The organism is Nitrospirota bacterium (genome assembly GCA_020851375.1).
In the GTDB taxonomy this organism is placed as follows: Bacteria; Nitrospirota; 9FT-COMBO-42-15; order HDB-SIOI813; family HDB-SIOI813; genus RBG-16-43-11.
Map to the genome: position 1 here is coordinate 30,326 of JADZCV010000048.1, position 19,212 is coordinate 49,537.

General features: G+C 48.0%; 19 protein-coding genes. 6 read left to right on the forward strand and 13 right to left on the reverse strand.

Annotated features, from left to right (window positions below; all coding sequences use genetic code 11):
* Nucleotides 1-83: 83 nt before the first annotated feature.
* From IT393_11975 to IT393_11990, 4 genes are all read left to right on the forward strand, one after another.
* On the forward strand, nucleotides 84-674 hold the full coding sequence (locus IT393_11975) for a LemA family protein (protein ID MCC7203362.1): 591 nt from the start codon (nucleotides 84-86) through the stop codon (nucleotides 672-674).
* 57 nt (nucleotides 675-731) lie between these two features.
* A complete protein-coding gene (locus IT393_11980; GenBank protein ID MCC7203363.1) occupies nucleotides 732-1,169 on the forward strand; it encodes a TPM domain-containing protein in 438 nt (145 codons plus the stop codon).
* A complete protein-coding gene (locus tag IT393_11985; GenBank protein MCC7203364.1) occupies nucleotides 1,138-1,959 on the forward strand; it encodes a TPM domain-containing protein in 822 nt (273 codons plus the stop codon). The genes IT393_11980 and IT393_11985 overlap by 32 nt, the downstream gene beginning before the upstream one ends.
* A 359-nt stretch (nucleotides 1,960-2,318) precedes the next feature.
* Complete coding sequence (locus IT393_11990) at nucleotides 2,319-3,950, forward strand: formate--tetrahydrofolate ligase (protein MCC7203365.1); 1,632 nt, start codon at nucleotides 2,319-2,321, stop codon at nucleotides 3,948-3,950.
* Here the strand turns inward: IT393_11990 and IT393_11995 are convergent.
* The 12 genes from IT393_11995 to ccsB all read right to left on the reverse strand — a co-directional run bounded on the left by IT393_11995 (nucleotide 3,945) and on the right by ccsB (nucleotide 15,741).
* A complete protein-coding gene (locus IT393_11995) occupies nucleotides 3,945-4,958 on the reverse strand; it encodes a hypothetical protein (protein MCC7203366.1) in 1,014 nt (337 codons plus the stop codon). The two genes, IT393_11990 and IT393_11995, sit on opposite strands and share 6 nt — an antisense overlap.
* A gap of 57 nt (nucleotides 4,959-5,015) precedes the next feature.
* On the reverse strand, nucleotides 5,016-5,444 hold the full coding sequence (locus tag IT393_12000; GenBank protein MCC7203367.1) for a DUF86 domain-containing protein: 429 nt from the start codon (nucleotides 5,442-5,444) through the stop codon (nucleotides 5,016-5,018).
* A complete protein-coding gene (locus IT393_12005) occupies nucleotides 5,434-5,838 on the reverse strand; it encodes a nucleotidyltransferase domain-containing protein (protein ID MCC7203368.1) in 405 nt (134 codons plus the stop codon). The genes IT393_12000 and IT393_12005 overlap by 11 nt, the downstream gene beginning before the upstream one ends.
* 224 nt (nucleotides 5,839-6,062) lie before the next feature.
* Nucleotides 6,063-6,902 (reverse strand): 16S rRNA (cytidine(1402)-2'-O)-methyltransferase, encoded by an 840-nt coding sequence (rsmI, locus tag IT393_12010; GenBank protein MCC7203369.1) that lies wholly within the window; start codon nucleotides 6,900-6,902, stop codon nucleotides 6,063-6,065.
* Nucleotides 6,895-7,431: a hypoxanthine phosphoribosyltransferase gene (gene hpt / locus IT393_12015; GenBank protein MCC7203370.1), complete on the reverse strand. Its 537-nt coding sequence runs from the start codon at nucleotides 7,429-7,431 to the stop codon at nucleotides 6,895-6,897. The genes rsmI and hpt overlap by 8 nt, the downstream gene beginning before the upstream one ends.
* A gap of 73 nt (nucleotides 7,432-7,504) precedes the next feature.
* Nucleotides 7,505-8,920, reverse strand: a complete 1,416-nt coding sequence (tilS, locus tag IT393_12020) for a tRNA lysidine(34) synthetase TilS (GenBank protein MCC7203371.1) — start codon at nucleotides 8,918-8,920, stop codon at nucleotides 7,505-7,507.
* A 617-nt stretch (nucleotides 8,921-9,537) separates the two neighbouring features.
* Nucleotides 9,538-10,467 (reverse strand): bifunctional riboflavin kinase/FAD synthetase, encoded by a 930-nt coding sequence (locus IT393_12025; GenBank protein ID MCC7203372.1) that lies wholly within the window; start codon nucleotides 10,465-10,467, stop codon nucleotides 9,538-9,540.
* A gap of 4 nt (nucleotides 10,468-10,471) precedes the next feature.
* On the reverse strand, nucleotides 10,472-11,452 hold the full coding sequence (gene hemB, locus IT393_12030; GenBank protein MCC7203373.1) for a porphobilinogen synthase: 981 nt from the start codon (nucleotides 11,450-11,452) through the stop codon (nucleotides 10,472-10,474).
* Between the two features lie 82 nt (nucleotides 11,453-11,534).
* Nucleotides 11,535-12,341, reverse strand: a complete 807-nt coding sequence (locus tag IT393_12035) for a uroporphyrinogen-III synthase (GenBank protein MCC7203374.1) — start codon at nucleotides 12,339-12,341, stop codon at nucleotides 11,535-11,537.
* A gap of 117 nt (nucleotides 12,342-12,458) precedes the next feature.
* A complete protein-coding gene (gene hemC / locus IT393_12040) occupies nucleotides 12,459-13,388 on the reverse strand; it encodes a hydroxymethylbilane synthase (protein MCC7203375.1) in 930 nt (309 codons plus the stop codon).
* Nucleotides 13,389-13,605: 217 nt separating this feature from the next.
* A complete protein-coding gene (locus tag IT393_12045) occupies nucleotides 13,606-14,904 on the reverse strand; it encodes a glutamyl-tRNA reductase (GenBank protein ID MCC7203376.1) in 1,299 nt (432 codons plus the stop codon).
* 18 nt (nucleotides 14,905-14,922) lie between these two features.
* Nucleotides 14,923-15,741, reverse strand: coding sequence for a c-type cytochrome biogenesis protein CcsB (gene ccsB / locus IT393_12050; GenBank protein ID MCC7203377.1), 819 nt, complete (start codon nucleotides 15,739-15,741; stop codon nucleotides 14,923-14,925).
* Nucleotides 15,742-15,908: 167 nt separating this feature from the next.
* On the opposite strand from ccsB, the gene IT393_12055 reads away from it, so the two are divergent.
* Nucleotides 15,909-17,702, forward strand: coding sequence for an ankyrin repeat domain-containing protein (locus IT393_12055; GenBank protein MCC7203378.1), 1,794 nt, complete (start codon nucleotides 15,909-15,911; stop codon nucleotides 17,700-17,702).
* On the forward strand, nucleotides 17,689-18,882 hold the full coding sequence (locus IT393_12060; GenBank protein ID MCC7203379.1) for a hypothetical protein: 1,194 nt from the start codon (nucleotides 17,689-17,691) through the stop codon (nucleotides 18,880-18,882). The genes IT393_12055 and IT393_12060 overlap by 14 nt, the downstream gene beginning before the upstream one ends.
* 28 nt (nucleotides 18,883-18,910) lie before the next feature.
* Here the strand turns inward: IT393_12060 and IT393_12065 are convergent, their stop codons facing one another.
* A complete protein-coding gene (locus IT393_12065) occupies nucleotides 18,911-19,201 on the reverse strand; it encodes a hypothetical protein (GenBank protein MCC7203380.1) in 291 nt (96 codons plus the stop codon).
* Nucleotides 19,202-19,212: the final 11 nt, after the last annotated feature.

Below are 19,212 nucleotides of genomic sequence, written 5' to 3' on the forward strand. Positions count from 1 at the left end.
CAAAACCTCCAAACATTCCAACAGGGACGGCTATTTGACATTTATATTGACAAACCCTCTGAATGTTGTTTAAAGTGTAACGTATGAAAAAGAGCTGGATCATAATTGGCGTTATCATAATAGCAGTGATAATACTCTTCCGGTTATTCGTATCACCGTACAACAACATGGTCAGGATGGAGGAAGGTGTTACCTCCCAATGGGCACAGGTAGAAAATGTGTACCAGAGGAGGGCAGACCTCATCCCAAATCTTGTAAACACAGTAAAGGGTTATGCCGCACATGAAAAAGAGACTCTCACACAGGTTATAGAGGCACGTTCCAGGGCAACTCAGGTCACAATTAATCCTGAGAAGTTAACGCCTGAGGCCCTGCAGCAGTTTCAGGAGGCACAGGGGGGACTCAGTTCAGCCTTGTCCCGCCTGATGGTGGTAGTCGAAAGATACCCGGACCTGAAGGCCAATCAGAACTTCCTGGAACTGCAGGCTCAGTTGGAGGGATCTGAAAACCGGATCGCTGTCGAGCGCAATAAATTTAATGAGACCGTCCAGCGATACAATGCATACATACGTTCCTTCCCGAACAATATCGTAGCCTCTATATTTAACTTTGAGAAAAAGCCATACTTTGAAGCCGACAAGGGTGCAGAAAAAGCGCCCGAAGTAAAATTTTAGTTGCGCCGACCATCATGGCCGGCTTTTACGGATTGGTCGGACAGGGTGCATTTCCAGATGAAACTCTTCACCAAAGAAGACCGCGATAAAATTACCGCAGCAATCGGAATGGCGGAGAAACAGACCTCCGGTGAGATAAGGCTTTTCATTGATGATAAATGCAGGGGCAACGTCCTCGACAGGGCCGCGTTAATCTTTGAAAAATTAGAGATGCACAAGACTGCAGCCAGGAATGGTGTTCTGTTTTATCTGGCAGTCCGTGATCACAAGTTCGCCATCCTCGGTGATGCAGGCATTAATGCGGTCGTTACGCATGGTTTCTGGGACGAAATAAAAGATACCGCGATAGAGCACTTTAAAAAAGGTGAATATTCAGAGGGCCTGATCAAAGGTATTGACATGGCTGGTACGGCACTTAAACAATACTTCCCCTATGACGAAAGAGACAAGAATGAATTATCAGATGAGATCGTATTCGGCCAGAAGGATACATAAGCACTTACTTTATTCCGCAGTATTATTTTTACTTTTCATTCCTGCCGTATTATTTGCCGAGACCTTTCCACAAAGGCCCTCCCCTCCGCGGCTTGTCAATGACTACACCAATACCCTGAAACCGGAAGAGCAGGAGGTGCTGGAGAGGAAACTCGTTGAGTTTGACAATACAACGTCTACCCAGATTGTAATCGTCATTCTGGAAACCCTTGACGGCTACCCAATCGGCGACTACACAGTAAAACTCGGTGAGGAGTGGGGTGTTGGCCAAAAGGACAAGAATAACGGAGCTGTAGTGCTCGCAGCCATGAAAGACCGCGAGGTCTTTATCGCTACCGGCTATGGCCTTGAAGGTGCAATCCCTGACGCACTTGCAAAACGGATTGTAGAGTTCGACATAAAACCATATTTCAAACAGGGGCTCTACTACGAGGGGCTTGACAGGGCAACGGACTCAATGATAGCCCTGGCTAAAGGCGAGTATACTGCAGAAAGGCACAGCAAACCGGGCGTGCCCATCTTTTTCCGCATCCCCTGGTTTTTTATCATTTTTGTTATCATCTTTTTCATCATTATGCTTAGCCGGGCAAGAAGGTATCGCGGCATCGCCTCCAATAATAACGTCCCCTTCTGGATGGCACTCATACTCGCAAACATGGGAAGCCGCCACCATCGGGGCAAGTGGGACGATTTCTCGTCAGGCGGCGGAGGCTTCGGCGGCGGCAGCGGGGGTTTCGGCGGCTTCGGTGGAGGAAGTTTCGGGGGCGGAGGCGCCGGAGGCAGGTGGTAGGAGCAGGGATTTTCAGGTGAACCGTCATGAGCCCTACGACTGTACGACAAGCTCACAGCTCAGGGCTCACCAAGGTTAATGAAAACGTCATTCCCGCGTAAGCGGGAATCCAGACCGATGGCATGATTCTGGATTCCCACTCCCCGCTTGATCATGCGGGGACAGGTTCCGTGGGAATGACGGGTACTTAGGAGTATTTTCGAGTGAAACGTCATGAGCCTCAGCCTCACAAAGGTTAATGAAAACGTCATTCCCGCGTAAGCGGGAATCCAGACCGAGGCCTGGTTCTGGATTCCCACTCCCCGCTTGATCATGCGGGAACAGGTTCCGTTGGAATGACGGGTAGATAGGAGAATTTTCTGGTGAAACATATCTCAGAAATTGCCGCTTCCATAGACCTTGTATCTCACGAAATTGACAAACACGGCCAATATATAGCAAAGGTCACACCAGCAGGTCTTGAAAAACGATTATCTCCACGACGCGGTAAATACGTCGTCCTTACAGCCATAACCCCAACCGGCTCAGGAGAAGGAAAAACAACTGTTGCCATAGGCCTTGGCATGGCAATGTGGCGGATCGGCAAAAAAGGGGTCGTCACCCTGCGACAGCCGTCATTAGGGCCGCTTTTTGGTATGAAGGGTGGGGGCACAGGCGGAGGAAAGGCCATGCTGCTGCCGCAGGAGACGATAAACCTTGGTCTGACAGGCGATAACTACAGGGTGAACGCAGCCCACAACCTCCTGAGCTCCTTTGCAGATAATCATATCTACCGTAACAGCCCCATTAATATTGATCCCGCCAGCCTCTTCTGGCCGCGTACAGTAAATATCAATGACAGGGCGCTTCGTGAAATTATTGTCGGCTCAAATGAAAAGGGCGGAGGATTCCCTCATCCCGGCCGCTTTGTTCTTACAGAGGCGTCAGAGGTAATGGCAATCCTCTCCCTCTCTTCTACGCTCAAAGACATGAGGGAGCGTCTTGGCAGGATCATAGTCGCCTTAAATAAGAACGGCGCCCCTGTGACAGCAGAGGACATAAAGTGTGCAGGGGCAATGGCAGTTATCTTGCGCGATGCACTGCGCCCCAACTTATTACAGACCTCAGAAGGGACTCCAGCCTTCGTACATACAGGACCGTTCGCAAATATAGCCCCGGGCATAAGTTCACTCATTGCAGATCAGCTCGCGCTATCTCTTGCTGATTATGTAATAACAGAGGCGGGCTTCGGCGCTGATCTCGGTTTCGAAAAACTCGTAGACATAAAGTGCCGGTCGGGCAACCTCTATCCTGATTGCGCAGTGGTGGTTGTTACACTGAAAAGTCTTAAGACGCACGGAGGAAATCCAGACGGTGGACTTGCAGAGATAGACAGGGGAATGTCACATCTCGAAAAACAGATTGAGAATGTAAAATATTTTAAAGTGCCCCTTGTTGTTGGTGTTAACAGACACGAGGACGATAAAGGGGATGAGATAAACTATTTGCTCAAATGTATTGAAGCACTTGGCGTAAGGGCGGTTACGGTGACGCCATGGAAAGATGGCGGGGCAGGGGTGGTTGACCTTGCAAAGGCCGTAGAAGAGATTACCGCAGGGCCCGTCACAGACACCAGACAGCGACGATTTCTATACGACCTGAATACCCCGGTCGAGGATAAAATTAACACGATAGCCCAAATTATGTATGGCGCAAAAGATGCAGCGTTCTCTGAAACGGCAATGATAAAATTACAACTGATAAACAGGCTGGGACTCAGCAACCTCCCCGTGTGCATGGCAAAGGTCCACAACTCACTCTCACATACACCTAAACTTTACGGAAGGCCAAAAGGGTTTACACTCCCGGTCGAAGAAATACATATTGCTGCAGGCGCTGGATTTATCTACCCGATCTGTGGAAGGATATTTCCCCTCCCGGGCCTGCCATCCAAACCTCTTGGTGAAGAGATGGACATAGATACAGATACCTGGGAGATTCGTGGATTATAAATGATCCGCAATATCGCTGAATCTCGTCCGCCACTCAGCATGTGCCTTTGACAGGACATCAAGAAACTTGTCCAGCTCATCCTTCCTATCAGAAATCCACTGGTCAACATTTCTCCAGGACGTCTTCGCAGAACCCTGACTGCCAGTCCCTGCCTCAGCTTCACGCATGGTGAGCTCAATAGCATAATATTGTTTTGACTCCGGACCAGGATAAGAGGTCTTCCTTACATCCTTTACATCAGCAAACATTATTGAGTACGATTTCTTCCCGCTCTCTCCATTCCTCTGGCAGGTCACCCCTGCATCCGAAACGCTGCAGCTTTCCTGCCCTCCCTGGGTTGCAAGAGAAAAAGTCCCATATTGCTTGCCGGCCTTCTTAGACTCTTCTATCCTCCTCTGACGCTCTGACTGCAACCGCCGTCTCGTCTCCTCCTCCTTACCCTTAGCCGCAGCCAACTGTTGCATCTCTTTCTGCTCTTCAGCGATCTCTGCTGCAGTAAGTTGGAAAGGCTCTTCTGAATAGGCTAATTCCATGCCGTCATAACGCCAGCCATCGTTGTCAGGCATAAATGCCGCATAGCCGCTCCCGCCGGCAACAATAAACCGTTTCCAGAGTGATGGTACGTCCGGATTATACTTCCACGTAAACTTGGCCTGCTTAAACTTCATACCCATATTCAACTCTTTGATATCTGTAATGCTGATTTTTATATCCGCATTCTGTGATGAGATTAACACGTCACCAGTAGCGGAATGTTTCAGTGACTTCAGTTTCGCGGCCGTGGCACGGGCCGTTAACTTCCCTTCGGCATCCCACATCCCCTGTGCCACGCCCTTCTCAAACCCGCCCTTTTGCAGGCGCAGGTTAAACCTCACATCTTCCTGTGCAATGTGACTGGCGATTTCCTGTTCAGCAATCTTTGCGTCAACATCCTTATACCCGGCAAAAGAGGCCGGCGCCCAGACAAGAGACAGGCTCATCAACAATGCAAGAAAGTAAATTATCATCGTAAACCTCCGTATCAGCTTTTCTTCACAGTACCTGGAGTAATATGACAGTTTCCCTTACTTTTGTTTTGCCACCCATGCAGCTATTTCTTTATTAAACTTTTTTAAGATATCCAGCTTGCCTGTAAGGGCCTCGTATACCTTCTTTGAATCAAGGTTCACATATTCATGGATAAGCACATTCCTGAAACCTCCAAAACCTTCAAGTCCCTTTGACAGCTTCCTGGATATGACCTTCTTGTTTGCAAGTCCCCTGGTAATATCTTCATATTCATCACAGTATTCGGAATACATACTTGAGAGAATATGTGCCCCGATATCAAAAACCATTTCTGCCGTAATTATGAATCCACGTTCAACAATCCACTGTGTTTTTATATCAGCCTTGTACTTATTCCATGAAATCCCCTTGTATTCCTCCAACACCTTCAGTGTCTCATCCATTTTAAGCAGCCGGTCTTCTATAGATTCTTTCCTATACACCATGACGGAGACCCTCATGCATGTTCCTGAGATAAATACGTCTCAGGTGTTTTTTATCCATATATGTCTGCCATGTCTTTAACTCAAAGTCATTCAGCAGGTCTTCATTCTTAAAATAAATAACCCTGCCTTCTCTTATTATCTGGTACCTGAAGGATGCAGGTTTATCGCTCATCGTGACAAGGTCAATCTTCTCCGTTCCCAGTGCTTTTGTTATCCTGGCCCATAATTTACAATATCTATCAAGTGTAAGCTTCGGGGCATAGATGGCAATATCAATGTCAGAGGTCTTCCTTGCCTTTCCTGCAACGTGAGAACCAAAGAGATAGGCAATCTCTACATCCTGAAATTCCTGCCAGATGGATGTGAGTTCCTTATTAATCTTTCGTATATTCATCAGATTGCCCTTGCCGTTAATGTAACATTATACTAAGAATTCCCACGAAGTATAAAGACATTTATTTAACTTGATAATTCCCTGTAGCTTGCTACAGGTTTTCCTGTCATTCCCACGAAAGTGGGAATCCAGTTTTTGCTTTGATCTGGATTCCTGCTTACGCAGGAATGACGTTGAAGTTGCTTAGATACCCTGCAGCTTGCTGCAGGGTTCTTCATTCAGTATTACTTGATCTTCAGGGCCTCCCTGTACACCTTGTTTCTTGGAAGATTCATATCTTTTGATGCCCGTGTTACTGCATCCTTTAAACTGAGTCCTTCCTTCTTCATCAGCATTTCGAGACAAGACCTCAGGTCTGAAATGTCTGTAACAGTTTCTTCCTGCGCACCTTCTATTATGATGGTGATCTCACCCTTCAGGCTCCTCCCCATGATCTTTTCCATAACACCTGAAACCCTGTCCCGTATGACCTCTTCAAACATCTTGGTAAGCTCCCGTGTCAGGACAATCTTTCTGTCGCCCAGGATTTCGAAGATATCTTCAAGCGTTGAAGACGCCCGCCGGGGCGTTTCAAATATAATGATAGTGCGCCTTTCCGATGACAGCTCCTTTAGCCTTTTCTGACGTGCCGCACTTTTAGAAGGAAGGAAGCCTTCAAAGACAAAGGCATCTGTTGGAAGGCCTGAGATTGAGAGGGCGGCAATGGATGCCGTGGGGCCGGGGATCGGCGTTATCTTTATGTTTTCTTCTATAGCCCTGTTGATGAGGTAGTATCCTGGATCTGATATGCCTGGAGTTCCAGCGTCAGACACCAACGCAATGTCATGTCCTTCTTTTAATTTGGCTATGAGTATTTCAGACTTTTCTTCCTTATTGTGGTCATGATAACTTGTTTGCGGTGTGTGTATGTCGTAGTGGTGAAGTAATTTCTGCGTATGGCGGGTGTCTTCAGCGGCTATTAGTCTGACGCTTCCCAGGACCTTCAATGCCCGGAGCGTTATATCCTCCAGATTGCCGATTGGCGTGCTGACAATGTATAGGATACCTTTACCTGTATTATTCAACCTCACCCTTATCCAGGATAGCGATATGCGGCAGGTTCCTGTATTTATCCTGGTAGTCAAGGCCGTAGCCGATTATGAATTTATTAGGAATAGTAAAACCGAGATATTCTATTGGCACTGAATGTTTTCTTCTTTCGGCCTTGTCAAGGAGGACGCAAAGTTTTAAAGAGTCAGGGTTTTTTGCCAGAAGCGCCTTGTAAATATAATCAAGCGTCAATCCTGAATCAATAATATCCTCAACAAGCAGCACATCTTTACCTTCTATAGGTGTGGTCAGCTCCTGTACAATATTTACTGCGCCGCAGGAGGTAGACCTTTCTTTGTAACTCGATACCATCATGAAGTCCACCATAACAGGCAATTGGATGTTTCTCACGAGATCGGCAAAAAAGGTGTAGGCGCCCTTAAGCAAACATATCATCAGCAGGTCTTTACCGTCATAATCTGCGGTAATCTTTGCCCCAAGTTCTCTGACCCTCTTTTCTATCTCCCTCTGCGTAATGAGTGGTTTGCCGTAAATGCGTTCCATGCCTTCCTTCCTTTCTTATTTGATGATACACTTGACTGGGCAACTTCAAGCCGGCCATAAAGGCCGGCGCTGCTTACGCCGCAATCCTTACAACTTTCACCTCAAGTATCTTTTTCGTTTCAGTGGTTACCCGGAACCTCTCATCACCCCTGTATCCGGCAATCCACATAATCCCTTCCGGAGAGGTCAGAAGCGGTATCCTGTCTCTCTCTCTTCGGGATATTTTTAAATCAATAAAATACTCCTTTATCTTTTTCTTCTTCCCCCCCATTCCCTGCGGGCAGAAGAAGTCGCCGTCCCTCCGGTTTCTGATGACCAGCGGTTCAGAGAATTTACTCATATCAAACAAGGCAGCGCTTCTTCCGGCCTCTGTCGCATCAGTCAATCCTTCCTTCAGAACAGGGGAGGTCCGGATAGTTGTGTTAATTTTCATTCCAGCTTCCGGTACAATAGTATCCCCCGGCACCCTTACTGTATATGCATACTGAGGGGTTGATGTCACTGCTGACCTTAAATATATGCTGAATACATCTCCTCTTCTCTCAGCCGCGACACCCGCAGGAAAATCAATCTCCCCGGCCCTGTCATTTTGCAGCAGTGCGAGCGCCTCCTCTACATGCCTGCAGGAGAGGGCAATACCCTCTGCCCCTTTAACAGCCTCTACAGCAAACCGTACGAGTCTCCTCTTCACCGGCTCCTCACAGGAGTCAAACCTTTTCACATCAAACTTTATCATGCCTTCTGACTCATTTATTACCATATCCCGGAATATTTTTCTAACATAATTATCAAGAAATACATCCTCATCTCTTAAAATATTCAGACTCCTGACAAGTGTATCCATTATATTCGGATTATATTCCTTCGCAAGATGAGGTATAAGTTCCAGACGGATCTTATTTCTCAGATAAACAGGGGTCAGGTTTGATGAGTCAATCCTGCAGTGGATATCATTTTCTGATAAATACTCTTTGATCTCTTCACGAAAGACCCCGATAAGGGGCCGTATTATCTTGTCCCTCACAGGCGGGATACCGGAAAGGCCGTGAGACCCGGCCCCCCTGAGGAGACGCATCAGGAATGTCTCTGCCTGATCATCCGCTGTATGGCCAAGGGCAATCCTGTCTGCGCCGGTTTTGTCAGCGGCTAAACCAAAGAATCTGTAGCGCACCTCGCGTGCAGCCTCCTGTTTTGATATACGATACTCCCTGGCATATGCCGGAGTATCTGAATACTCTGCAATTACCGGAACCCCGAGCGTCTTACCCATATCCTGGACAAACCTTGAATCTTCCTCTGCCTCTTCCCCGCGAAATCCGTGATTGAGATGAGCAATATGAAGGGTGAGGTCATATTCATCCTGCAATTCTTTTAACAGATGAAGGAGACAGACAGAGTCAGGGCCGGAGGAAACACCGATGAGCACGGTATCTCCTTTTGCAAGCATATCATGGTGCCTGATAGTATCCCGGACTTTTTTTATTAACATGGTCATCCGAAAATGTTCCTATGTACCAGTCATTCCCACGGAACCTGTCCCCGCAGGATTTTTCACCCGTCATTCCCACGCAAGTGGGAATCCAGAACCAGGCCCCGGTCTGGATTCCCGCTTACGCGGGAATGACGTTTTTCATGACCCCTTGTGAGCCCAGAGCTGTGAGCTTGTTGAACAGTCGAAGGGCCCATGACGGTTCACCTGAAAATGCTCCAAAGTACCCGTCATTCCCACGGAACCTGTCCCCGCAAGATTTTTCACCCGTCATTCCCACGTAAGTGGGAATCCAGAACCAGGCCATCGGTCTGGATTCCCGCTTACGCGGGAATGACGTTTTTCATGACCCCTTGCGAGCCCAGAGCTGTGAGCTTGTCGAACAGTCGAAGGGCTCATGACGGTTCACCTGAAAATGCTCCTGTGTACCCGTCATTCCCACAGAACCTGTCCCCGCAGGATTTTTCACCCGTCAGTCCCACGTAAGTGGGAATCCAGAACCAGGCCCCGGTCTGGATTCCCGCTTACGCGGGAATGACGTTTTTCATGACCCCTTGCGAGCCCAGAGCTGTGAGCTTGTTGAACAGTCGAAGGGCCCATGACGGTTCACCTGAAAATCACTGCAGCTTCGTCAGGACTGCCCTTGCATCCTCTACATCCTTCGTAATCTGCAATATCAACTCTTCCTTATCCCCGAACTTTTTTTCCTCTCTGATCATCCTGATAAACTGGACTGTCAGGTGCTCATGGTAGAGCTGTCCGCTGAAGTCAAACAGGTATACCTCTATGCCGATCCTCTCCCCGGCAAATGTCGGCTGATTACCTATGTAGCATGCGCCCTCCAGGATCATCTGACCCCGTAGTACCCTGACAGCATAAATCCCGTTTTGGGGAATAGCCTCATCAACCGTATAGATGTTTGCAGTAGGGTAGCCCAGCAGCATCCCGCGGTGATGCCCAGGCATAACGACCCCATCAACGGAATAATATCTTCCTAAAAGCCCGGCCGCAGTGTCAACCTCACCTTTCAAGAGGAGCTCACGGATCCATGAACTGCTGACCCTCTTCCCTTCGATTACTACCGGCTCTGCCTCTTCGACCTCAAAACCGAGCATCTTTCCCTTTTGACGAAGATACGGGACATCCCCTGACTGACCTTTTCCAAATTTATAATTGGCCCCTACAATAATGACCCGGGCACCTATCTTGTTGCAGAGAAGGTCCTCTGCAAATTCATCCGGGGATTTGCCGGCAAACTCAGGCGTAAATTCAATGCAAATAACGATGTTTATTCCAAATGACTGAAAAAGTTCAATCTTTTCCTGGAGAGATATCAATTGACGGGGCGCCTTATCCGGCCTTAATACCTTGGCCGGATGAGGCTCAAACGTAATGACAACGCTGACAGCTCCTGTTTCAGACGCACGCCTGACCACCCTTTGCAGGAGCTCCTGATGGCCAAGATGAACTCCATCAAAGTTTCCAATAGTCACAACCGTATTGGTGAGACCTTTTGGAATGGCGGCAATGCCCCTGATGATATTCAATTAACTATCTATCCTCCCGCAAGACCAGCGCTGCATCCTTCGCAAAATATGTAAGAATAATATCCGCACCTGCTCGTTTTATAGAAGTAAGCGTCTCCATCATCACGCGGGACTCATCTATCCATCCAAGCCGTCCGGCGGCCCTGACAAGTGAATACTCACCGCTTACATTATAGGCCGCAACCGGAATATCCCACCGCTCCTTTATCCTGCATATAATATCAAGATAGGGGAGGGCAGGCTTAACCATTACAATGTCCGCACCCTCTTCAATGTCAAGGGCGATCTCCTGCATGGCCTCCCTTGAATTGGCCGGGTCCATCTGATACGACCTCCTGTCGCCAAACTGCGGGGTTGACTCAGCCGCTTCTCTGAACGGCCCGTAAAAGGCCGAGGCATACTTTGCGCCATAGGAAATAATCGGGATATCCTCAAATCCCTCTTTGTCGAGGGCCTGCCTGATAACCGACACTCGGCCGTCCATCATATCCGACGGGGCTACAATGTCAGCGCCTGCCTTGACATGCGATACCGACTCTCTGGCAAGCAGCTCCAGCGTAGGGTCATTCAGCACCTTTCCGTCTTTCACAACGCCGCAATGTCCGTGGCTCGTATACTCACAGAGACAGACATCAGTAATAACAATGAGATCAGGCACGCTGTCCCTGATCGCCCTGACCGCCTGCTGCACAATCCCGTTGTCGTCATACGCCTCTGACCCCTTCTCATCCTTGTGCTCCGGTATCCCAAAGAGGATTACGGCAGGTATCCCAAGTGAACTCACCTCTTTTGCCTCACGAACAATATTGTCCACGGATAATTGAAAAACACCCGGCATGGAGCTGATCTCACGCTGGACATTGCGGCCGTGAACAACAAAGAGAGGGTAGATGAAATCATCAACAGAGAGGCTTGTCTCCCGCACCATCCGTCTGTGGGTCTCAGTCGCCCGCATCCTCCTCATGCGATTCTTTGGAAATGCCATATGATCGTTTCCCTCCATATCTAATGCCATTGATTCCGGCAGGGGTTCATCCCCCGCTGCAGTCCGGCTATCAGGGCCCTGGCTACGTCTTACTCCCTTTTTGCAGGACATTACAGTAATATCCGGCTATAGCCTTTGCCAGATCAGCCACTGTATATCTGTCCGGGATAATATCCACACCAAGACCATATTTTTTTACCGTATCAGACGTTACCGGGCTTATGCATGCTATCTTCACTCCTGTAAGAAGCATCTTATACTGATCCAGCCCTATAATTTCAACAAAGTTTTTAACGCATGAACTGCTCGTGAATGTTACTACATCAATTTCCCTGTCCTGAAGCATCTTCCTCAGCTTCAGCGCGTCAGCATCAGGCCGTATTGCCTTGTAAACAGGAATAACATCAACCTTTATACCCACTCTGGCAAGTTCGACGGGGAGTATGTCCCTTCCGACCTGCGCCCGTGGCAACAATACATTATTTGCGGGGCTTCCCATTTCCAGAAAACCACCGGCCACTGACTCTGCACGGAATTCATCAGGCATGAAATCAACCTCAAGGCCGTACTGTTCGACAACCTCTGCAGTCTTAAGGCCAATAGCACAAATTTTGATGCCGCTTAATGTTTGCGTTACATCCTTTTGAAGTAAAATCAATCTGCCTGCAAAAGAGGTAACCCCATTTACGCTTGTGAAAATGACCCAGTCATATTTGCTTATATTCTCTATAGCCCTGTCTGCAGCTTCCCAGCTGTCAGGCGGGGCTATGGCAATAACCGGAAACCTGACAGGCTCAGCCCCGAGTGCAGAGAGCATTGAGGCAAACTCCTCCTGCTGATCAGACGGCCTTGTTATGACTATTTTCTTCCCGGTTAGTTGCATATTCACACAAAAATCTCCAATCAAATCCCCCATCCCCCCTTTAGTAAAGGGGGGAACTAATATCCCCCTTTTATATAGAAAGGAATTATTCTCCCCCTTTGAAAAAGGGGGACTAAGGGGGATTTAATTCCGAATTCCGTATACTTCCTGCAGAATTTCCTGCCCCCCCTGCGCCAACAGGCTTTCTGCAAGGGCTATCCCTGCATCCTCAGGATTATCAGCCGTCCCTGACCTCTTTTCCCTTACCATCCTGCGTCCATCAACAGACGCAACAAACCCTTCGATTGCAATACCATCACCCTTCATTGTTGCGTAAGCGCCTATGGGAACCTGGCATCCGCCTTCGAGCCTTTTCAAAAAGGCCCTCTCTGCCCGAACACAGATGTTTGTCTCCATGTGATCAAGCGGTCTGATTATATCAAGTGTATCGCCGTCAGATTCTCTGCACTCTATACAAAGCGCTCCCTGTCCAATAGCAGGTACGCTGGTTGTTTCCGGCAGGTATTCTGTAATCCTGTCTGCCCATCCAAGCCTTCGGATGCCTGCTGCGGCAAGAATAATGGCATCAAACTCACCAGCCTCGAGTTTTTTTATCCTCGTGTCAAGATTCCCCCTGAGCGGATGGATAACAATATCAGGTCTCTGGTTAAGCAGCTGGGAAATCCTCCTGAGGCTGCTCGTACCTATACGTGCGCCGTGCCTGAGGTGTAAAAATCCACTCCCGTCCCTGGACAGCAGGGCATCCCTCGGATCTTCACGCTCCGGGATGGCGCCTATGCAAAGTCCTTCAGGGAGGATGGCAGGGACATCCTTCATACTATGAACGGCTATATCAATGTCATTCCGTAAAAGGGCGTCTTCGATCTCTTTCACAAAAAGCCCCTTGCCTCCTACCTTTGCAAGCGGGACATCGAGTATCTTATCACCTGTGGTCTTTATCTTCTGTATAGTAACAGTGATGCCTGCATAACGGGCCTCAAGCTCTGACTTTATATGCTCTGCCTGCCATATGGCAAGTTTGCTTCCCCTGCTGCCGATCCTGATTTCTTTCACTCGAAAATACTCCTAAGTATCCGTTATTCCCACAGAACCTGTCCCCGCAGGATTTTTCACCCGTCATTCCCACGCAAGTGGGAATCCAGAACCAGGCCACAGTCTGGATTCCCGCTTACGCGGGAATGACGTTTTTCATGACCCCTTGCGAGCCCAGAGCTGTGAGCTTGTCGAACAGTCGAAGGGCTCATGACGGTTCACCTGCGGACGCCCATCATCATTCTCCCTTTTCATTCTCCTCAGCTGCCTTGACCTCAAGGTTAAATATCTTCCTTATCGTCTCCACATATAGTAAGCCATTGCTCGAGTTCGACTCTGATTTAAGGGCTACAAGAGGGCCGTGCAGTATCTTGCTCACTATCGTATTCGTCAGCCCTTCTACCACTGCTATCTCTTCAGGAGACAGCGTCCTCAGTTTTTCCGTCATCCGATCCAGCTCCTTTTTCCGTATATCCTCAACCTTATCCCTGAGGGCAACAATTGTGGGCACAACCTCGAGCGATTTAAACCATTTCGAAAATGTCCCTACCTCTTCCACAATGATCTGCTCCCCCTTATCCGCCTCCTCCTGTCTCGTCCTGCGGTTTGCCTCAACAACCGCCTGCAGGTCATCTATATCATACAAAAATACATTATCAATCTTATTAATTGCAGGGTCAATATTTCTCGGAACTGAAATATCTATGAGAAAAATTGGCGTGTTTCTTCTCTTATGAATAATATCCTGCATATGTTCAGCCCTTATAATATAATCAGGGGCACCTGTGGAACATATTACAACATCAGACCTCCCCATTTCCTCTAAAAAATTTTCAAATCTTACTGCACGGCCATTATAGGCCTGCGCAAGGTTTAACGCCCTGTCATAATTTCTCGTGGAAACAACTATCTCTTTGATGCCGCTGCTGACAAGGTAATTAGCTGCAAGCTCACCCATCTCACCTGCGCCAACAAGCAGCCCCCTTTTATCCCTCAAACTGCTGAAGATCTTTTTTGCAAGCTCTACTGCAGCAAAACTTATAGATACGGCATTTTCAGCAATCCTGGTCTCTGTCCTCACACGTTTGGCAACTGATATGGCTTTTTTAAAGAGCTTATTTAAGATCGCACCGGTCGTCTTGTTTAACAGGGCCGTGTCAAAGGCATCCTTTACCTGTCCAAGTATCTGAGGTTCGCCCACCACCATCGAATCAAGGCTTGAGGCAACCCTGAAAAGATGTTTTACGGCCGCCTCATTTTTATGAATATAGAGGTGTTGTGTCAGGGACTCAATCGGCAGGTGAGTCTGGTATGAGTGCAAAAAATCTTTGACCCTTGCGATACCGACCTCAGATTTGTCAACAATGGCATATATCTCCACACGGTTGCATGTGGACAGGATAAGGCATTCACTGACATTCTCATAACCTTTGAGCCGTACAATTCCATCTGACAGCATCTGGCCTGAAAATGACAGCTTCTCCCTCACTTCAACCGGCGCTGTATTATAACTGAGTCCTGTTAATATGATGTCCATAACCTTTAGTGCACACCTTTACATGAAGGCGTGCTTTCCATGCAGGAGCATATTGACTCCCACAAAGGTAAAGATCACGCCGGCAAACCCTATAATTGCCAGCCAGGCTGCCTTCCTGCCACGCCATCCCACTGTTATCCTTCCATGAAGCATCGCAGCATAGAAAAGCCATACTATCAAAGACCACGTCTGTTTAGGGTCCCAGTTCCAGTAGGTACCCCAGGCAAACTCGGCCCAGATTGAGCCTGTAATTATGCCAAGGGTCAGGAGAGGAAAACCAAAGGATATGGCGCGATAATTGAGATTGTCCAGCATGTCAAGGGCCGGTAGTTTAAAATAGAGCTTGTTAAACCTCTTGGATTTCAGAAACCACTCCTGCAGCAGATACATTATACCTGCAAGAAATGCCATAGAAAAGGCCGCTGACCCCATTATGGCGAGGATGGTATGAACACCAAGCCATGCACTCTGCAACTGGGGATCAAGCATCTTTATCTCCATGGGAAGCGTGGCAGAAGATATAAGGGAAATAAAGGTGACAGGCAACACGAATGAACCCAAAATATAGATCCTGTACTTATACTCTATGAGGAGAAAGGCAAGGACAAGCGCCCATGAGAAAAAGGACATGGCCTCATGGAGGCTTGTTATGGGTATATACGATGCCTCAGCAGTACGCACTATAAGTGCGGCCGTATGAATCAGAAAACCAAGGCCCGTCAGTCCAAAGGACAACCTCGGCGGTCTTTCCTTCCTGCTGACAAGAAAGTAGAGAAACGAAGCCATTCCAAGGAAATAGGCCCCAAGGGCAGCCTTAAAAAAAAAGATGTTCACCATGTTTGGATAGTTTAACTTTATTGAAGAATGCGTGTCAAGAAAAGTACTTGACAAACCATTAATTTGGGAATATTATCCCAAATCTGAACCATTATTGATAACTATCCCCAAAACGGAGGTGCCTTATGAGAAACTAACTAACTTGTTTACAGAAGGAGGCAACAGTAATGAAGAAGAATATTTACCACAAATTAATCCGTTTCTTGTTTTTGGTCACTATATTGGCCCCCCTCAGGGTCTACGGGTATAATCCGGTAGAATCGAGCATCCAGTTACGAGAACGGGGAATACAAAGTTATCTGAGTGAATCTGCCTTTCTGTCCACCATCAGGAATAATGATGCATCTTCAGTTAAGCTATTTCTGGACGCCGGCATAAATCCCGATGCCAGATACCAGGATAATACAACTGCATTAATACTCGCTGCAGGAAATGGAAACGAAGTTATTGTTAAAGCCCTTCTCGACCGGGGTGCCGACGCAGGGGCGGTGAATAAGGATGGCCTGACCCCCCTGGTAACAGCCTCCATACATGGGCATACGGCTATTGTAAAGTCCTTGCTGGAACGAACTTCAAACGAGGACGAAAAGATTGCAGCACTGATGGTTGCAACTATGAAGGGGCATACCGGCATCGTTCAGGCCCTTCTGTCCGGCGGGGCTGATGTCAATGCCAGTGACAGGTATGGCTGGACCCCCCTCATGTATGCAGCAAGGATGGGGCACACAAGGATTGCAAAGATTTTACTGGCTAACGGAGCTTTGGCAAACAACAGTGACAGCTCTGGACAGACCGCCCTTTTACTTGCAGTCAAAGAGGGTCACTACGATATTGTAAAAATCCTTATTGATAAGGGCGCGGATCCGAATATCAAAGACTCCGAAGGAAAAACAGCCCTGGTATATGCAACAGAGAGAGGATATAATGACATCGTAAGGGTTTTGCTTGATAATGGCGCCAGCCCGGTTAGGGGTAAGTTTGGCATGTCATTGCTGGAAACTGCCGCAATCAATAATCAAAGTAACATTGTGGAAACCCTTCTGGACAGAGGGGTAGATAGTGATGTCAGCAATGATGTACTTATGCTTGCAGCGGGCCTCGGTCACAGCGAAGTTGTTCAGTCCCTTTTGTCAAGAGACGCAAATGCCAATACCATGACTGAATCCGGAACAACGGCGCTGATGATTGCATCAGAGCAGGGACATCCGGATGTCGTCAGGATATTGTTGAACAAGGGTGCCAGGATTGATGATGTCACTGCTCAGGGCGAAACAGCCCTGATGATCGCTGTAAGGCAGGGGCATACTAATGTGGTGCAATACCTGCTCGAGAAGGGTGCAAGAATAAATGTTTCTGCACATGAAGGCGATACTCCGCTAATTGCAGCGATCAGATACGGATACCCGGAAATTGTCCAGATTTTACTGGATGAGGGCGACAAAATTGATGCTGGTACAAGCGAAGGCGATACTCCGCTCATGATTGCTGCAAGGTACGGCAGAAATGAAATTGTACAAATCCTCCTGTCCAGAGGTGCAAATGTGAATGCCTCAACAAAGGCCGGCATGACCCCGCTTATTGCTGCGGCAATGAAGGGCGAGGTCAAAATTGCAAAATCCCTGCTGGATAAGGGAGCGGATGTAAATGCAGCTACTAAAGAAGGAATTACCCCTTTGATATTTGCTGCAGGCTTCGGCAGCAAAGACATGGTGAGCACGCTGCTGGCCAGGAACGCTCATGTAAATGCAAAAACCTCGGAAGGTTTAACAGCCCTGATAGTAGCCTCGGAGCAGGGTTACTCAGACGTCGTGCTAATCCTTTTGGCAAATGGCGCTGATACAACTATAAGAACAATAGATGGCCAGACAGCCCTGACGATGGCGGAAAAAAAACACCACTCCGGCATCACCAGGTTGTTTACCCTTAACTATCCCTTAGTAAAGAATCGTGCAGGATTGTAAAGAAACAAGGAAAATTGCCGCAAATGTTGCGCGGCTATCGAATCTGCTGACACGGGACCGGGCAGACCTCCCTCACTCATATCTAAAGGACAATGAGCTGCGGGAGGCATATATCGCTTATTATCTACCTGCGAATATGTATAAGGTGCACCTCCCCCTAAGGGAACTATCCCGTCATCCGGCAGGGGTTCTCAGGAAAGACAGGCTTCGTATCCTTGATCTTGGCTCCGGTCCTGGAACAGCAATCCTTGGCATCATGGACTTCTTTTCCGGATCTTCCGATAAACCTTTCCTTGAGTTTACCGCAGTTGACCCTGTTGAAGAAAACCTGATGGAAGCGTTGCGGCTCTTCCGGTCTTTCAAAGAAGATGCCAGCGCAGATGCCTCGCTAATAACTGCCAAATCAGTAATCGAGAGAACTAAATCTCTTCCGCAAGGACCGTTTGATATTATTATTATGTCTAATGTCCTGAGCGAGGCGGGTCATCCGGCAGCCGGACTTGAAAAAATCCCCCTTACTCCCCCTTTTTCAAAGGGGGAAATAAGACCCTCCCCTTTAGAAAAGGGGGGAAGGGGGGATTTGAATCCGGATTACCGGTTGAACCTGGTGAAGTCCGTGATAAGCGGGCGCCTTGCCACTGACGGAAGCCTTATCATTATAGAACCGGCCCTCCGTGAGACATCACGGGAACTGCTTGAGGTCAGAGACGGCTTGTTGAAAGGCGGGCTTCATATCTACTCACCGTGTCTCATGAATAATCCGTGCCCGGCCCTCACCAATCCCAAAGACTGGTGTCATGAAGATATACCGTGGGATCCACCGGCGGCTATCCGGGAAATAGACAAATTGACCGGCTTGAGAAAAGACTCCCTGAAGTTTTCCTATCTGGTTATCAGAAGGGACGCCCTCTCCATCAGAGACATCGTCAGAGACAACACCTTCAGGGTAGTCAGCGAACCGCTCGTTTCAAAAGGAAAGATCGAGTTTTACCTGTGCAATGCAGGCGGCAGACGGCTTGCAGTAAGACTGGACAGGGATAAAAGCAATTTGAATGAACAATTTTCAACTCTTAAGCGGGGCAATATCATTTCATTCGAGGGTCTGGTTGATGAAGGGAAGAGGCTTCGGCTCGTAAAGGAGACTCTCACCCATCCCTTTTCCGTGAGGGCAGAGGAATGAGTGAGAGAACATTTCATGGCATGAGAAACTACTTCTTTTCTTCCTTCTTTTCTTCTTTCTTCTCTTCTGCCTTGATGGATTTGGCATGTCCCTTGTCAGCATCCACCTCGACCATAGCTCCAACCTTTACATCGCCGGCCTTTTTTGTGGTAGCATCAAAATGGACCTTGTGCTCCTTGCCTTTGGCGTCTTTTATGAAGTAGAATGAGCCCTTATCATCAATCTTTTCCAGCTTACCCTTAACCTCTGCTGCAAAACCAAGGCTGACAAAGGAGAGGACTGCAACTGCCATAACCATACCTTGTAATATGCGTTTCATATATGAATCAC

Bases quoted from the DNA above. Each gene is read 5' to 3' on its own strand.
- IT393_11975 (MCC7203362.1), top strand. From the start codon at position 84: ATGAAAAAGAGCTGGATCATAATTGGCGTTATCATAATAGCAGTGATA.
- IT393_11980 (MCC7203363.1), top strand. From the start codon at position 732: ATGAAACTCTTCACCAAAGAAGACCGCGATAAAATTACCGCAGCAATC.
- IT393_11985 (MCC7203364.1), top strand. From the start codon at position 1,138: ATGAGATCGTATTCGGCCAGAAGGATACATAAGCACTTACTTTATTCC.
- IT393_11995 (MCC7203366.1), bottom strand. From the start codon at position 4,958: ATGATAATTTACTTTCTTGCATTGTTGATGAGCCTGTCTCTTGTCTGG.
- IT393_12000 (MCC7203367.1), bottom strand. From the start codon at position 5,444: ATGGTGTATAGGAAAGAATCTATAGAAGACCGGCTGCTTAAAATGGAT.
- IT393_12005 (MCC7203368.1), bottom strand. From the start codon at position 5,838: ATGAATATACGAAAGATTAATAAGGAACTCACATCCATCTGGCAGGAA.
- hpt (MCC7203370.1), bottom strand. From the start codon at position 7,431: ATGGAACGCATTTACGGCAAACCACTCATTACGCAGAGGGAGATAGAA.
- tilS (MCC7203371.1), bottom strand. From the start codon at position 8,920: ATGTTAATAAAAAAAGTCCGGGATACTATCAGGCACCATGATATGCTT.
- hemB (MCC7203373.1), bottom strand. From the start codon at position 11,452: ATGGCATTTCCAAAGAATCGCATGAGGAGGATGCGGGCGACTGAGACC.
- IT393_12045 (MCC7203376.1), bottom strand. From the start codon at position 14,904: ATGGACATCATATTAACAGGACTCAGTTATAATACAGCGCCGGTTGAA.
- ccsB (MCC7203377.1), bottom strand. From the start codon at position 15,741: ATGGTGAACATCTTTTTTTTTAAGGCTGCCCTTGGGGCCTATTTCCTT.
- IT393_12055 (MCC7203378.1), top strand. From the start codon at position 15,909: ATGAAGAAGAATATTTACCACAAATTAATCCGTTTCTTGTTTTTGGTC.
- IT393_12065 (MCC7203380.1), bottom strand. From the start codon at position 19,201: ATGAAACGCATATTACAAGGTATGGTTATGGCAGTTGCAGTCCTCTCC.